This window comes from Providencia sp. PROV076 (genome assembly GCF_028483405.1).
GTDB classification, from domain to species: domain Bacteria; phylum Pseudomonadota; class Gammaproteobacteria; order Enterobacterales; family Enterobacteriaceae; genus Providencia; species Providencia huaxiensis.
This window is the reverse complement of the sequence record NZ_JAMPRR010000002.1, coordinates 165,753-180,318: the sequence shown is the minus strand read 5'-3', so window position 1 is coordinate 180,318 and position 14,566 is coordinate 165,753. Positions and strand designations below refer to the sequence as shown.

Genomic DNA, 14,566 nt, shown 5'->3' with positions numbered 1-14,566 from the left:
ATTTAAGAAATAATCTCACTATATTTATTTTAATTAAATTAATTTTTAAAGATAAAAACTGGGATGGTTTTATTTTCAATATTATTTAATGATTGCTAATGGATAAAAACCATACTTTTTGTGCTGGATTGTTGATCGTGCACAATACCCCACGGTGCCTCGGTTATAGAATGGTAATTGGAAGTCGATAAATAAATTAAAGATAAAAATAAATTTCAAAAAAGCCATTTTAAAACGCTGAAGCAATGTTAAGTGAGGCAGATTATGAGTAAAGCATTATCTGAGGGAGTACTCCAATCGGAGATCAGCCGCAGGAAGCTAATGCAAACCAGTACCGTCGGGGGACTCGCACTTGCAAGTGGAGCGCTAAGTTTACCTTTTAATAGTGTTGCTGATACCAGTGAAACAGCACCCAAAACAGCCATACCTGAAGAAAAAATAGTTTGGAGCGCATGTACCGTTAACTGTGGAAGCCGTTGCCCACTGCGAATGCATATTGTTGATGGTGAAATAAAATATGTTGAAACCGACAATACCGGTGATGATGTTTACGGTAATAAGCACCAAGTTAAAGCCTGTTTACGCGGGCGCTCAATGCGCCGTCGTGTCTATAACCCTGACCGCTTGAAATACCCGATGCTGCGCGTTGGGGCGCGTGGTGAAGGTAAATTCAAACAAATTAGTTGGGAAGAAGCCTACGATTTAATTAGCGACAATCTAAAACGGATTATTGCCGATTATGGCAATGAAGCGGTGTACTTGAACTATGGAACAGGCACATTAGGTGGCACAGTCGCACGTTCATGGCCGCCAGCGAATTCACCAATCGCCCGCTTGATGAACTGCATGGGCGGCTATTTAAATCATTACGGTACCTATAGTACAGCACAAATCAGCTGTGCGATGCCTTATACCTATGGTAGCGGGGCGGGTAATAGCGTTTCTGATATCGAAAACTCCAAGTTGGTGGTTCTGTTCGGAAATAACCCTGCCGAAACCCGTATGAGCGGTGGTGGGATCACTTATCAACTCGAGCAAGCCCGTGAGCGTTCTAATGCAAGAATGATCGTGATCGACCCGCGTTATACTGATACAGCAGCAGGGCGTGAAGACGAGTGGATCCCAATCCGTCCGGGAACAGACGCCGCATTGGTGGCAGGGATCGCTCATGTGCTGATCACTGAAAATATGGTTGACCAACCTTTCTTAGATAAATACTGCGTCGGCTATGATGAGAAAACGCTACCCGCAGATGCTCCGAAAAATAGCCACTACAAGGCATATATTTTAGGGCAAGGGGATGACGGTGTAGAAAAAACACCACAATGGGCTGCGCAAATCACCGGTATTCCTGCTGATAAAATCATCAAACTAGCGCGTGAAATCGGTTCCGCAAAACCTGCTTATATTAGCCAAGGTTGGGGGCCACAGCGCCATTCGAACGGCGAGCAAACCGCACGTGCGATTGCGATGTTACCGATTTTAACCGGTAATGTGGGTATAAATGGGGGAAATACGGGGGCTCGTGAAGGGAACTATGATATTCCATTTGAGCGTATGCCAACGTTAGAAAACCCAGTTAAAGCAAGTATTTCTGTATTTTTATGGACCGATGCGATAGAGCGCGGCCCTGAAATGACCGCAACTCATGATGGGGTAAGAGGTAAAGATAAACTGGATGTTCCGATTAAGTTTATTTGGAACTACGCCAGCAACAGTTTAATCAATCAACACTCTGATATTAATAAAACGCATGACATCCTTCAGGATGATAAAAAATGTGAAATGATAGTAGTGATTGATAACCATATGACGGCTTCAGCGAAATATGCGGATTTAGTCCTGCCAGATTGTACCGCGTCTGAACAAATGGATTTTTGCTTGGATGGTGCTGCTAGTAATATGGGGTATGTGATTTTCGCCAGCCAAGCCATTGAACCACGTTTTGAGAGTAAAACGGTGTATGAAATGTGTACACAAATCGCACGCCGTATGGGGGTTGAAGAGAAATTTACCGAAGGGCGAACCCAAGAAGAGTGGCTACGCCATTTGTATGAAATCTCACGACAAAAGTTACCTGAGCTACCTGATTTTGAGACATTCCAGCAGCAAGGGATTTACAAAAAAATGAACCCACAAGGGCATGTCGTGGCACATAAAGCCTTCCGCGAAGACCCAATTGCAAACCCATTAAATACCCCGTCAGGAAAGATTGAGATCTATTCATCTCAATTAGCGGATATCGCGAAAACATGGACGCTCGCAGAAGGTGATTTGATATCAGCACTCCCAATGTATTCACCAGGCTTTGAAAGCCATGATGATAAGCTCACCGAAAAATACCCACTGCAATTGAGTGGTTTCCACTATAAATCGCGCGTTCACTCCACCTACGGCAACATTGATGTGCTTAAGGCCGCTTGTTTGCAAGAGATGTGGATCAACCCTATTGATGCAAAACGTCGCAATATTAAAGATGGCGACATAGTGCGTATTTACAACGATAGAGGGGAAGTGCAGATCGCTGCCAAAGTGACCCCACGCATCATCCCAGGGGTTGTGGCTATGGGGGAAGGGGCATGGTACGCACCTGATGAAAACAAGGTGGACCATGGTGGTAGCCTAAACGTCCTGACGACTCAGCGCCCGTCACCGTTAGCGAAAGGTAATCCGCAACACAGTAATTTGGTTGAAGTGGCAAGGGTATAGGGAGATAAATCATGACAACACAATATGGTTTTTATATTGATTCCGCACGATGCACCGGATGCAAAACGTGTGAATTAGCGTGTAAGGACTACAAAAATTTATCTCCTGCGGTGAATTTTAGACGCATTTATGAATATGCAGGGGGAGATTGGCAAGAAGATAACGGTGTATGGCATCAAAACGTATTTAGTTATTATTTGTCGATTTCATGTAACCACTGTGAAGACCCTGCTTGTGTGAAAGTGTGCCCAAGTGGCGCGATGCATAAACGTGAAGATGGCTTTGTCGTTGTTGATGAAAGCGTGTGTATTGGCTGCCGCTATTGCCATATGGCCTGCCCATACGGTGCGCCGCAATTTGATAGCGAAAAAGGGCATATGACCAAGTGCGATGGTTGCTATGAACGTGTTGCGGTTGGCAAAAAACCGATTTGTGCTGAGTCTTGCCCACTGCGTGCATTAGATTTTGGCCCCATTGAAGAGTTACGTGAAAAACATGGCAATTTGGCAGAGATTGCGCCACTACCTGAAGCGCATTATACCAAGCCCAATATTGTCATTAAACCCAATGCCAATAGCCGTCCTGTCAATGATACGACAGGCCATTTAGCCAATCCTCGGGAGGTATAACATGGGCAATGGATTACACGAATGGCCGCTGATTTTATTTACGGTATTAGGCCAAAGTATTGCAGGTGGCGTGATTGTGACAGGGCTTGCTTGGTTATCGACAGATGATAAACCCCAAAAACAGCGCATTGTGAATGCAATGTTGGCGTTATGGGTGTTGATGGGCTTAGGCTTTCTCGCATCCATGATGCATATGGGCTCACCGATGCGTGCATTTAACTCGATGAACCGTGTGTTTGCGTCATCATTAAGTAACGAAGTGCTGTTTGGCTCCATTTTCTTTGCTTTGGGCGGCCTATGGTGGCTGTTATCTGCAATGAAAAAAATGCCAACAGGGTTAGACAAAGTGTGGTTAATCATCACCATGCTGATGGGGCTGTTATTTGTTTGGGCAATGACTCGAGTTTATATGATAAGCACGGTGCCAACATGGAATACGCCACATACCACTATTGGTTTCTTTATGACTCTGTTTGTTGTCGGGCCAATTTTAGGCGCATTTTTATTACGCGTGGCTAAATTTCCGTTTAATAGTGGTAAGTTAGCAGCGATTAGTATCATGGCTTATATTGTGACTATCGCGTCAGTACTACTGCAAAGCGGAGAAATTGCATTAATTGCCACTTCTGTTCAAAAAGCAGTGGATTTAGTCCCTGATTTTGGTGTTTTACAAGTGATACGCTTAGTGGTGACCAGTCTTGGGTTACTGCTATGGATTTTGCCTGTTGTGCGACAAAATCAGCCTTCAGTATTGAGTCTACTTCTGGGTACCGTGCTGGTACTGATTGGTGAATTTATCGGTCGTGGGCTATTCTATGGTTTACATATGACAGTCGGTATGGCTGTGGCTTAATTGGTAAACCTTTCAGCGCAGGAGATGGTTTCCCTGCGCTGATAACTTCAGAGACAATCAATATGCAAGAAGCGCACTTTCTTGAGCACGTCGCAGTCACAGGGCGAGTTCTGGGGTCTTTATTTTATTTCTCACCAGAAAATGAAAACAACGCAGAGATTATTTCGATTTTACAAGAGCCAACTTGGCATGAAGAATGGCCATTTTCCTTACCTTCTTTAGCAAAAATTAGCCAGCTTTTACAATCCAGTGCTCAGGAGAATGAACCCCTCAGTGAAGCATGGCAGCGCTTGTTTATCGGGCCTTATGCTTTACCCGCGCCTCCTTGGGGCTCAGTCTGGTTAGATAAAGAAAAGATTGTTTTTGGTGACTCAACCGTTGAGCTGCGCCAATGGATGCGTACTAAAGGTGTTGAGCCAGTGACAACACAAAAAGAGCCAGAAGACCACTTTGGGCTGGTCTTGATGTTAGCGGCTTGGCTCGCTGAGCAAAATCGCAGAGCTGATTTAGAAGAGTTACTCGCTTGGCATCTATTACCTTGGTCGGCACATTTTCTCGAAGTATTGATAGATTCGGCTAACAGCGATTTTTACTGCGCATTGGCGATACTGGCCAAAGAAACATTGGATGGATATCAACAACAGTTAACATTGCCTGTATTAGAGAAAGTGGTGTTTTACAAAGATACGTTATAAATAAAAATAGCACCGCTATCATTTGCGCGGTGCTATTGGTTTTTCATATCAATCAGCTATTGATATTTACTGTTGTGAATCACTTTGTTGCACATATGGTGTATACACACCGGTTAAGCTTTCAAGAAAGGCAACAATATCATCGACATCTTTCTGTGGCAGTTCTTTACCGACTTGATAACGCAGCATCAGTTTCACGGCTTCATCTAAGGTGGCGACATCCCCACGGTGGAAATAAGGCGCTGTTAATTCAACATTTCTTAGCGTTGGTACTTTTTGGCGTAATTTATCACGCTCATCAGAGGTGACATTCATACGACCAATATCTTGTGCAGTGATTTCACCAAACTCATAGTCTTTTTTCAAACCAAGCGGTTCGAAGGAACGACCACCTAAGATCACACCACCATGGCAGGTTGCACATTTGTTTTCTTTAAATAACTGGTAGCCATGGAGTTGTTGCGCGGTTAATGCAGTCTTGTCGCCTCTTAACCAATTATCAAACGGAGAGTCTGGGGTGATTAAGGTTTTTTCGAACTCTGCAATCGCATCTGTGATGGTGTCACCCGTGAACCCTTCTGGGTAAACGGCATTGAAATCTTGCTTTAAGACAGGGTCTTTATCCAGTTTTTCAATGATTTCATCCCATGATTTTGATGCCATTTCGATAGGGTTTAATGGTGGGCCACCGGCTTGGGCTTGTAAATCAGGTGCTCTACCATCCCAAAACTGTTCGACATTAAATACCGAGTTAAACACCGTTGGCGCATTGATTGGACCTACTGCACCGCCAACACCAATTGACGTTTTACGGCCATCAACACCACCTGCATTGAGCGCGTGGCAGTGTGCACAAGAAATCGTGCTATCCCCTGACAGACGCGCATCATGATACAAGCGGAAACCTAATGCGACTTTTGCATCATCGACATCCAGTGATTTTGGAATTGGTTGAATTGGTTCATTGCGGTGCTCAGCAGCGGTATCTTGGCTGGTATAGTGTTCTTCCCGCTGTTTAGCTATCCAATTCAATAGGTTATCACGTTCTTCGTCACTGACGCTACTGGCCCAATGAAGTGCAACATAACGCGTTGGTGGCATGGTGTGGTTCTGCATAACCCACTCAATTTTATTTAATTCACTTTGCGGTACAGGTTCTCCTGCGATGAGTGCAGCGCGAGCGGCCTCAAGGTTGAATGATTTATAACCTAGCTGAATATCGTACTCCATCAGTTGCTTAGCAATGGGGAATGATGCGTAGGCAGGTAAATCAGTTGACGGCGTGTGACAGTAATCGCATCCTTTTTCAGCAAAGAATTTTAGGACTTGATTATTTTCTGCAATTTTAGATGTCTGAATGTCATTATTTTCTCTTCGTTGGTTATCGTGATACCACACATATCCAGATAACCCAAAATAACCGAGTAAAAGCAAAAATATGACAGCGACCGTAATGCGAGTAAGTTTTTTCATTACACTATCCTTGAAAGATTGCGGTCAAATATATTTAAATATTTTTTAATTAATATAATTCTACAGCCGGACTATGATGGATAAATAAGTCTGAGAGGTTCTTGATTTTTATCAATGATGGCCATCGGTTTAAGCGATTGCTGAAATAAGATTTGCCTATCAATAAGAAAATAATTAAAAAATTAATTTATAATTAATTTTTAACGCATTGAATTCAAAGGGAGTTATCTTGCTTTGATCTTATTGTAATAAATTTTAAGTTCAATTTAATTGCTTGGGTATTTATAAATGATAAATTTTAATTATTAAAATAAATTAAGTAAAACTAATCGAAAAGTTTAGTTTTCACCTTTTCAATTGTTGTGGACTAAATGCATATTATAAAATAAGAGAAATATAAATTATTTAAAAAAGCAATATTCCTGAAAATTATTGATTTTAGATAACCATAATATTGCTAAATAAAAAGTAATGATCCACATCATCATTGTGGAAGAGGGGGAATAACCCTCTTTCACTATTGGGCATTACAGTACAGGAATAGCTTCGCCTTTCTAGGTAACTATCAGTTAGTAGATTTATTATTGGCGGTTCTTATTGTACTTTATTTAACATTCACAGTAGTAATGTGTTTGCTAATTGAAAGAAAACAAAATAACTGCATTAGCGTTAAACTTACCTGCTGATGTGAACTTACCTGCTGTGGCTGCCTTAAAATTAAGTGACGCCATTTGCCCTCGTGCAACCAGTTTATTATTACTATCTAGAGCAGTTTGATTTACTGAAATATCAACAGGAAGATTACTTAAATAGGGGGTAGATAATAAGCTAGCCCTTACATCAACAATATTGGTGCAGGTAAAAGCGCCTGTAGCTTCTCCAGACCAAGAACCATTTTGGCCACTGACAGCGGAACCCAGATCAATACTCGTAGGGAAACTAAAATTACAAGAAGTGTTTGATGGAGGTACTACCCCACAGCCTGCATTAGGTAATAAAGTACCATAAGATGTCCCCCAGGTTGAGATTTGAAAAACTTGGAACCCATAACAAACTGAAGCGAAATCTGTATTTGGATAATTTCCCCACATTGTAGCAAGGGTTTGTGTATTAGCCGTTCCATATTGTAGCCTCCAAGCATTAAAAGCATCTATTGCTGTCCCATTATTGCGAATGATGACTTTTTGCTGCATGCCATAGGGTAAATTTATACCACCAAACGTTTTTGAGTCTGCACTAGAACCTCGATAATCATAGGGACCAACCGTTACAATACAACCGGAGGGATTATAACAAATGATACTATTGCTATCTTCACTCTGCCATCCCCACTGAATAGTGACATCATTACCATTTCTTTGGATAAATGATCCCCAACTTATAGAATAAGCATTTATGTTGTAAATGAAGGTTAATATAGTAATAAAAAATACCTTTATTACTATGACTTTATAGTTGCTAATCAATGCTGAAATTTTCATTTTCGAATACCTATAATTCAATGCGGATTTTATATATTCAGTTGTATTCTAGAAAGAATGTTAACGTTGATATAAAGGTTCCATATGAAATTGTTTTATTTGTTAATGCAGAAGGCTCTCCTTGAATAAAGGCTTTAAGTCTTATTTCGTTATTACCTGCTGACAATTTCTGTGTGTGATTTTTTGTGTTTATATCGATTTTTTCTCCGGTATCTGTCTCTAAACCAATTGCAATACCATTAGCTTGGCTTACTGGGTCTAATGCAAGATAACCAGATAAAAACGAGTTTTCATTTCCATTAAATGAAGCATTAATTTCGCGACCTAAAGATAAATCACAATTAATTAATCGAATACTAAATGATTCACTTAAAGTACGGTTATTCAAATAAAGATATTTATCTGCAATTGTCCCAAAATCTAATGTAATTAATTCATCTCCGGGGTATAAATCACAAGCATCTTCGACAAATATACCATCAAAATTAATTGTTTCGGCTACCGATGGTAACGAATGACATGTAAACACGGTTAAAAATAACAAGATATAAAATTTTATTATCGAGAACATTATGATTCCTATTGAAATGAAACGGTTAATGTCGCAATAGCATTGAATGTATCCCCAACCAGTTTAGTTCCTGCTTTTTTGACAATAACAGCGGATAAAGTGGGTAATGTCTCTTGGTCAATCACAAATGCTTTATTTAAAGTGATAGGTTGCCCATCTTTTTGAATTTGGATGCCTACATTATTTCCATTTTGGTCAGACTTTACTTGTAGTGTTGCATCATCAAAGCCTGCCCCTGCGGTTGCGCCAGATAATGTTAATGATATATTCCATGGCTGTGTTAGGTCACCATCGCAAATAAGTTCATAGGGAATTTCTTTTTTATATTGTATTCCATCAACCTTATTAACACCCACTTTACCAAATGAAACTTTTATAGGGTCACTATGACTTAATCGACATTTTGGCGGCATAATTAACGAGCCATCAAATCCCCAATTAGCATGAGCCATATTTGCTAAGAATATCAAGAGAAAACAAAATATCTGATACTGAAGTTTGTTATTTATTGAGCTATTTTTCATCATTGGTAATCCACATTAAGTGTTGCAAGTGCAGTGAAATCTCCACCATCAGTATCATCAAAACTTGAGCTAGTATTTTTTACTGGAGAAACTTCTAATGATGGTAATTCTAAATATTTAACATTTATTTTTTTATTAATATCTTGTTTTACACCATTGATATAAAAAACCAATCCTAGCTTTGTATTACTAGTTTTAAGTATCCCATTACTAAAGTTACTTGCATCACCCTGAATGCTTAAAGTTAGGTTGTTTTTTATTAAATTAGTACAGGTTAATTCAAGAGATAGATTATGTTTATAGTTCGCTCCATCAATCCTGCTTAATAAAATATCACCAAAATGAACCATCTCTTTTTGATTATTATTTAAAATACACTCTGGAGGGGTTGTTATTAAGTTTCCATTAATATTAACCCCAAATCCAATAGATTGAGCGCTATATAGAAAACTAATTAAATATATAAATAAGCTAGTTTTTAAATGATATCGCATTAGAATTCTCCTTAACTATAATCTATGAGCATAGTTATTGTGCCAGTAAAATTACCTCCATCCTGCAACGTCATCCCATTTGGTTTTACAGGTACGGCATAGAGTAAAGGATTATCACTATTATATTGAAAGTTAATAATAGAACCATTTGTTATCAGGGTATTGTTATGATAAATAGCAATACCTAAATTATCACGATTAGTTCTAACGGTATCTTTTCCATTTATAGTAATAGAGTTCCAATTTAATGTCATTTTCAACGCGTTATTATAAATTTTGGTACAATTTAACTCATAATCAATGAGCATTTTTTTATAAGAACCATCAATTAATGTTTCATGAATATCACCAAAATTAATGTCAGTTGTTGTAGCTCCATTTATTGTGCATTCGGGAGGTGATACAGCTAATACACCAGTGAAACTAACATTAAGTGTGGTTGAATGTGAAAAGACAGTAACAAATAATAAGCTATATAAAAATTTAGTTTTCATAAGGGGCTCAATTTATTGATATTCAATTTTCATAATCATTTCGGCGCTGAAATTCCCTGCATCGCTCAACATTGAACCATCAGGTTTTATGGGGACGGCATAGAAATAAGGCATGGCACCATATATAAAATGAATATTTGAATTGTTGGATACTATATCATTACCATGATAGATAGCGATGCCGAGATTATCTCTATTCGTTTTTATTGAATCAACACCATTGACTCTAAAATTATTCCAGCTCAATGTCATTTTTAATAAATTAGTCGACAGGTTCGTGCATTTAAAATTGTAGTCAATACTTGTTTTTTTATATGATTTCCCGTCAATAAGTGCTTGTTGCACCTCTCCAAAACTAATGCCAAGTGTATTACCTCCATCAAAACTACAACTAGGAGGCTCTATAACAGTGATGCTTAATCCAATATAAGCCATAGAAGCGACTGATTTATTAAGGCATATTGATATAAATAAAATGCTAATAAACACCTTTAATTTTAATAAAGGATTTAGATATGAAAGTTTCATATTTCACCTTTAGTCATATACTAATTGAAATCTTATATGTGCTTGATAATTACCTGCATTAAGATGGCTATTAATTCTCACCGGGGTAATGTAATAGGTTAGTTTGTTACTACCCATCGATAATAGCTTTGGTTTTGTAAAAATACCCGGTTTAATTATTTTAAAGTTTTCATCATTTAACTCGAGGGCAATACCTTCAGCACCATTTACTTTTATTAATTCGCTATCTGTATTATCTGATATAGCAAGAAAACGAATTCTTACGGCAGGCATGTCAGAGCTCCAAGTTATATTACCTTGTTGATCATGATTGCGGCTTTCACTCCTTAAACAATCTTCTAATTGAATATTGAAAGGAATAGGTGTGCCTTTATGCCCTAGAGATTTAAATGTTGAAGAACTATTTGTACCCAAATCTACTGTTTGGAATGCAGATTGCATGGCTAATCTACATGCACTTTCAGTAAGCACACCCCTAACTTGTAAAACACCATTGGCACCATCAACATCCCAATTATCAACTTTGCCAATATCAGTAGCTAATGTCTGAAAGGCAAGTGTACTGAAAATAATCCCTATTAAAGGAGCGCTATAACTCACTTTTTTACTCATACCTTCCTCTATTACTATTTAATAAATAGATTATTTATTACTTGGAGATACCTTGCATTCATTTGCTTGGCAGCTAAAACTAAGATTAGGGCGGCCACCATAGTCATTGATATATGTTAGTACTGGAGTATTGCCTAATGTAGCAACATCGACACCTAATGGCTGGCTATTTTTAGGAGCGATCATAATCGGCTCGAAGCCTTTTACTGTATCCCCTTTAATTTTTGTTGCTGCATCAATAATGGTTATATAATAAGGTGTTGGATTAAATGCAATATATTTACCGCCTTGCTGTTTTAAAACTAATTTTTCTTGCCATGGGTTATCGATATCATTTTTAGTTGGAATGATAGATGTTGGTCTATAAAAAAGTTTTATTCTTGTTTGCAATGCAAGTTGCAACGTATTTGCTTTATCAGTTCTCGGTGGTATCTCACGTAAATTAAAATAATATACTGACTCAATATCTTGTGGTAATTTTGCCACGTTAGCTAATGGTTGAATTCTTATTTGGCTTTTATCACCAGGTTCAACACGTTGAACCGGAGGTAATACGGTAAATGGGTCATTAATTTTTTCACCTTGTGCATTTTCAATCCAGCCTTGGGCAAGATAAGGTAATGTTTTATTCTCATTGCTAATATTTAAGCTAATAGATTTCTCATTGCCATTAATGATTGCTCGAGTACGGTCTAATGAAATAGCTGCATTTGCTGTTGAGATATTTATTAAAAAAACTGTTGCTAATATAATCTTAGAACTATTAACCAATTTTTGGATAGGATAGGTATCCTTTTTACTTACATTTAACTTATTCATAAACGATATAATCTCTTTAAGTTTAAAATGATGATGTTTATCATTTTTTTAATTTAAATCATTAATATTAATAATTTTCTAATAACATTAGTGAAGTGTTATTTCACACATGGTAGCAGCAATGTGTTTGCTAGATTTATTTCTGATGAAACGCTATCTGGCAATGTTATATTGCACTGTATTTTATCATCCCAAAAAACACTCAATTTTTCTTTAGGGTTTAAGCCTGACAAATAAACACTGCCTTCATCACTAATTATTCCAACTTGCTGCTTACGTGTATTTAATACAATGGCGCCAAATGGAGGTGCATTATTATCTGATAAGCGGATGTTTGCCATTGCACTATTACCCGCTATAACATCAAATTGGCGATAACCAATAGCACCCTCTGTTAATGTTCCTTGCTTTACAGAATGGGTAACCTCTGCGTTGCTAGGTAAAAGATTCAAATCCACATTGATATTACTACGGTAATAACTATTAACATCAGCAACAACCGCCTTACCAAAATAATTCGACCGTGTGACAATTCCATTACCACGCAAAGGAATATTCGCTACACCATTGGTATCAACAAAAACGCGCGAAGCGCCAAGTTGGTTACTTCTATGGAATGCAACCCCATGTTGCGTTGCCGTCAATCCACCTTGCAATGATAACCCGGCAGAACGATAACGATTCTGTTGGTATGTTGCATTTGCATTAAACTGAGCCATATCGCCTTGATGTGTATAGTACCCACCAAGAATTGCACCCGACCGTGCGATCCCAGTATTAATCTGGTAGTTGCTACGCTCATTAATACGGTCATAATAATTCACATTCTGTGTTGTATTACTTTTATCCCAGTTACTATTAAAGCTCACTGTAGAGGTTTCACCCCAAGGCATAGATAAAGCAATATAAACCCCATCATCATTTGTATTTCGATAGCTATTACGGAATGCGGTTAAGTTAACACTTAAGTTTTTAAATTTTCCGAGATCAAAATACTTTGCTAATGATAAACTATAGCGGTTATTGTCAGGTTGATTCCAATATGTTTGATGGTAAAAATTTAAATATGCACTCAGTCCACTGTCGCTAAACTGTTGGTTATAAGAAATGGTATACATTTCTTTGCTATTATATTGTCGAACACCACTTATTTTGGCATCGAGATATTCAGACATACTCATAAAATCTTTTTCTGAAAAACGATAGCCAGCAAAGGTAATTTGGCTATTATAATCTTCAAAACGTTTTGAATAGCTCAATCTGTAAGAATTACCTTTATAATTAGCTTCATTATTTGAGGTGATTTCTTTAATTTTTGCATGTGTTCTTGTCACATCAAATGAAAGAGCCCCAAATCGCATTAGATCGCGACCAATTCCCAAAGTCGTTGAGAGATATTTTTGTGAAGCAATCATACCGCCATATAGGGACCAACCATTATTAATCCCCCATGAATACTCACCACTGGCGAAACTATCACCATTAACACGATGATTGGAATCACTAGGCCGTCCTGCTGCAAATTTATAACGAACTTGCCCTGGGCGAGTAAGATAGGGAATACTTGAGGTGTTCACTGTAAAAGTTTGCGTTTTACCATTTTGTTCCTCTACCCTTACATCTAATTCACCCGATAAAGCATCATTAAGGTCTTGAATGCGAAAAGGGCCAGCAGCGACTTGAGTTTGGTAAATAATACGGCCTTGCTGACTAATAATGACGGTTGCATTACTATTTGCCACCCCAGTAACTTCAGGTGCATATCCCCTCAAATTGGGTGGTAACATATTAATATCAGTAATTAAACTGAGTCCTGTGAATCTGAAGCTATCGAAAATATCGGAGGCTAAGTAAGATTCACCGAATGTTAGTTTGGCACCTAACGATTTAACATCTCGAAAAATGTAAAAACGATTCCAATCGAAAGAATGCGTTGACTCAGAAGATGGGCGTTTTTCAAATCGTGATTGCCAATCAGCTCTGAATCTCCATGCACCTAAATTCATTCCTGCCACACCGTTACCATTAGTGGTATAGCTCGTACTTTGGTGACTACGTATTTGTTGATTTACTTGCGCGTTCAGATTGTAGTCAAATAAAGCACCCGATATCCCATCTTCCCAACGAGCGGGCGGATCCCAATTATCTGCCGTATATTCTAAATAGGCTTGAGGAATATTAATATAGAGTGTTGATGTCGATAAATCGGCCTTTGTAGTTGCACCAGATAAGCTGTTTAAATCTAAACAGGAGTTATCATGCCACCAGGTCAGTGATGATGATATTTTGGGTTTTAGCCCAAATTTCTCAACTAAGTTTGGGTCTAAGCATACTGTACTGTCATCAGTGTTTTCATCTGAATTATAATAAAAAATACTTTGTTCAGGTAATATGTTTTTGTTTACATGAACACTAAAAGTGTACTCTCCTGGCATAAAGTAGCCAGTTTTAGAGAATCGACTTAGATCAATATTAGCACGGTCATTTATATCTAAAATATCCGTATTAAATTCTATGTTAGTAGAGGCAAACCCAGTATTACAGATGATGGTTATCATGCTAGCTAATATATATAATCGACTAACTGATGATAATTTAATATGGATTTTATGATGCGCCATTATACTTGACCTTATTCAAACTCATTTATAATAAGAGAAAATATCTCCTATTTGGAAAGATGT

Annotated in this window: 14 protein-coding genes; 4 read left to right on the top strand and 10 right to left on the bottom strand. The window is 38.2% G+C overall.

What is annotated here, in order from left to right:
* Positions 1-264: 264 nt before the first annotated feature.
* The 4 genes from PSF67_RS02285 to dmsD all read left to right on the top strand — a co-directional run bounded on the left by PSF67_RS02285 (position 265) and on the right by dmsD (position 4,886).
* On the top strand, positions 265-2,709 hold the full coding sequence (locus PSF67_RS02285; RefSeq protein ID WP_195697826.1) for a DMSO/selenate family reductase complex A subunit: 2,445 nt from the start codon (positions 265-267) through the stop codon (positions 2,707-2,709).
* A gap of 11 nt (positions 2,710-2,720) precedes the next feature.
* The gene (locus tag PSF67_RS02280; RefSeq protein ID WP_102138125.1) at positions 2,721-3,338 is read left to right on the top strand and encodes a DMSO/selenate family reductase complex B subunit; all 618 of its coding nucleotides are present in this window, start codon (positions 2,721-2,723) and stop codon (positions 3,336-3,338) included.
* A 1-nt stretch (position 3,339) separates the two neighbouring features.
* Complete coding sequence (locus tag PSF67_RS02275; RefSeq protein ID WP_272676459.1) at positions 3,340-4,191, top strand: DmsC/YnfH family molybdoenzyme membrane anchor subunit; 852 nt, start codon at positions 3,340-3,342, stop codon at positions 4,189-4,191.
* Positions 4,192-4,253: 62 nt separating this feature from the next.
* A complete protein-coding gene (gene dmsD / locus PSF67_RS02270; RefSeq protein ID WP_272676458.1) occupies positions 4,254-4,886 on the top strand; it encodes a Tat proofreading chaperone DmsD in 633 nt (210 codons plus the stop codon).
* Between the two features lie 66 nt (positions 4,887-4,952).
* Here dmsD and PSF67_RS02265 read toward each other — a convergent pair whose 3' ends face one another.
* The 10 genes from PSF67_RS02265 to PSF67_RS02220 form a co-directional block, all read right to left on the bottom strand.
* The gene (locus tag PSF67_RS02265) at positions 4,953-6,359 is read right to left on the bottom strand and encodes a cytochrome-c peroxidase (protein ID WP_239979444.1); all 1,407 of its coding nucleotides are present in this window, start codon (positions 6,357-6,359) and stop codon (positions 4,953-4,955) included.
* A gap of 635 nt (positions 6,360-6,994) precedes the next feature.
* Positions 6,995-7,840 (bottom strand): hypothetical protein, encoded by an 846-nt coding sequence (locus PSF67_RS02260; RefSeq protein ID WP_231068768.1) that lies wholly within the window; start codon positions 7,838-7,840, stop codon positions 6,995-6,997.
* 37 nt (positions 7,841-7,877) lie between these two features.
* Positions 7,878-8,411: a fimbrial protein gene (locus PSF67_RS02255; protein WP_210848265.1), complete on the bottom strand. Its 534-nt coding sequence runs from the start codon at positions 8,409-8,411 to the stop codon at positions 7,878-7,880.
* Between the two features lie 8 nt (positions 8,412-8,419).
* Positions 8,420-8,938 carry a fimbrial protein gene (locus PSF67_RS02250; protein WP_306804475.1) on the bottom strand — a complete coding sequence of 173 codons (519 nt, stop codon included), beginning with the start codon at positions 8,936-8,938 and terminating at the stop codon, positions 8,420-8,422.
* Positions 8,935-9,429 carry a fimbrial protein gene (locus PSF67_RS02245; protein ID WP_272676457.1) on the bottom strand — a complete coding sequence of 165 codons (495 nt, stop codon included), beginning with the start codon at positions 9,427-9,429 and terminating at the stop codon, positions 8,935-8,937. Before PSF67_RS02245 ends, PSF67_RS02250 begins: the two co-directional genes overlap by 4 nt.
* Before the next feature lie 11 nt (positions 9,430-9,440).
* Positions 9,441-9,923 (bottom strand): fimbrial protein, encoded by a 483-nt coding sequence (locus PSF67_RS02240; protein ID WP_210848263.1) that lies wholly within the window; start codon positions 9,921-9,923, stop codon positions 9,441-9,443.
* Positions 9,924-9,935: 12 nt separating this feature from the next.
* A complete protein-coding gene (locus PSF67_RS02235) occupies positions 9,936-10,451 on the bottom strand; it encodes a fimbrial protein (RefSeq protein WP_231068770.1) in 516 nt (171 codons plus the stop codon).
* Between the two features lie 9 nt (positions 10,452-10,460).
* Positions 10,461-11,063: a fimbrial protein gene (locus tag PSF67_RS02230; protein WP_210848262.1), complete on the bottom strand. Its 603-nt coding sequence runs from the start codon at positions 11,061-11,063 to the stop codon at positions 10,461-10,463.
* Positions 11,064-11,093: 30 nt separating this feature from the next.
* Positions 11,094-11,882 (bottom strand): fimbria/pilus periplasmic chaperone, encoded by a 789-nt coding sequence (locus PSF67_RS02225; protein WP_231068771.1) that lies wholly within the window; start codon positions 11,880-11,882, stop codon positions 11,094-11,096.
* 98 nt (positions 11,883-11,980) lie between these two features.
* Positions 11,981-14,503 (bottom strand): outer membrane usher protein, encoded by a 2,523-nt coding sequence (locus PSF67_RS02220; protein WP_272676456.1) that lies wholly within the window; start codon positions 14,501-14,503, stop codon positions 11,981-11,983.
* Positions 14,504-14,566 lie beyond the last annotated feature (63 nt).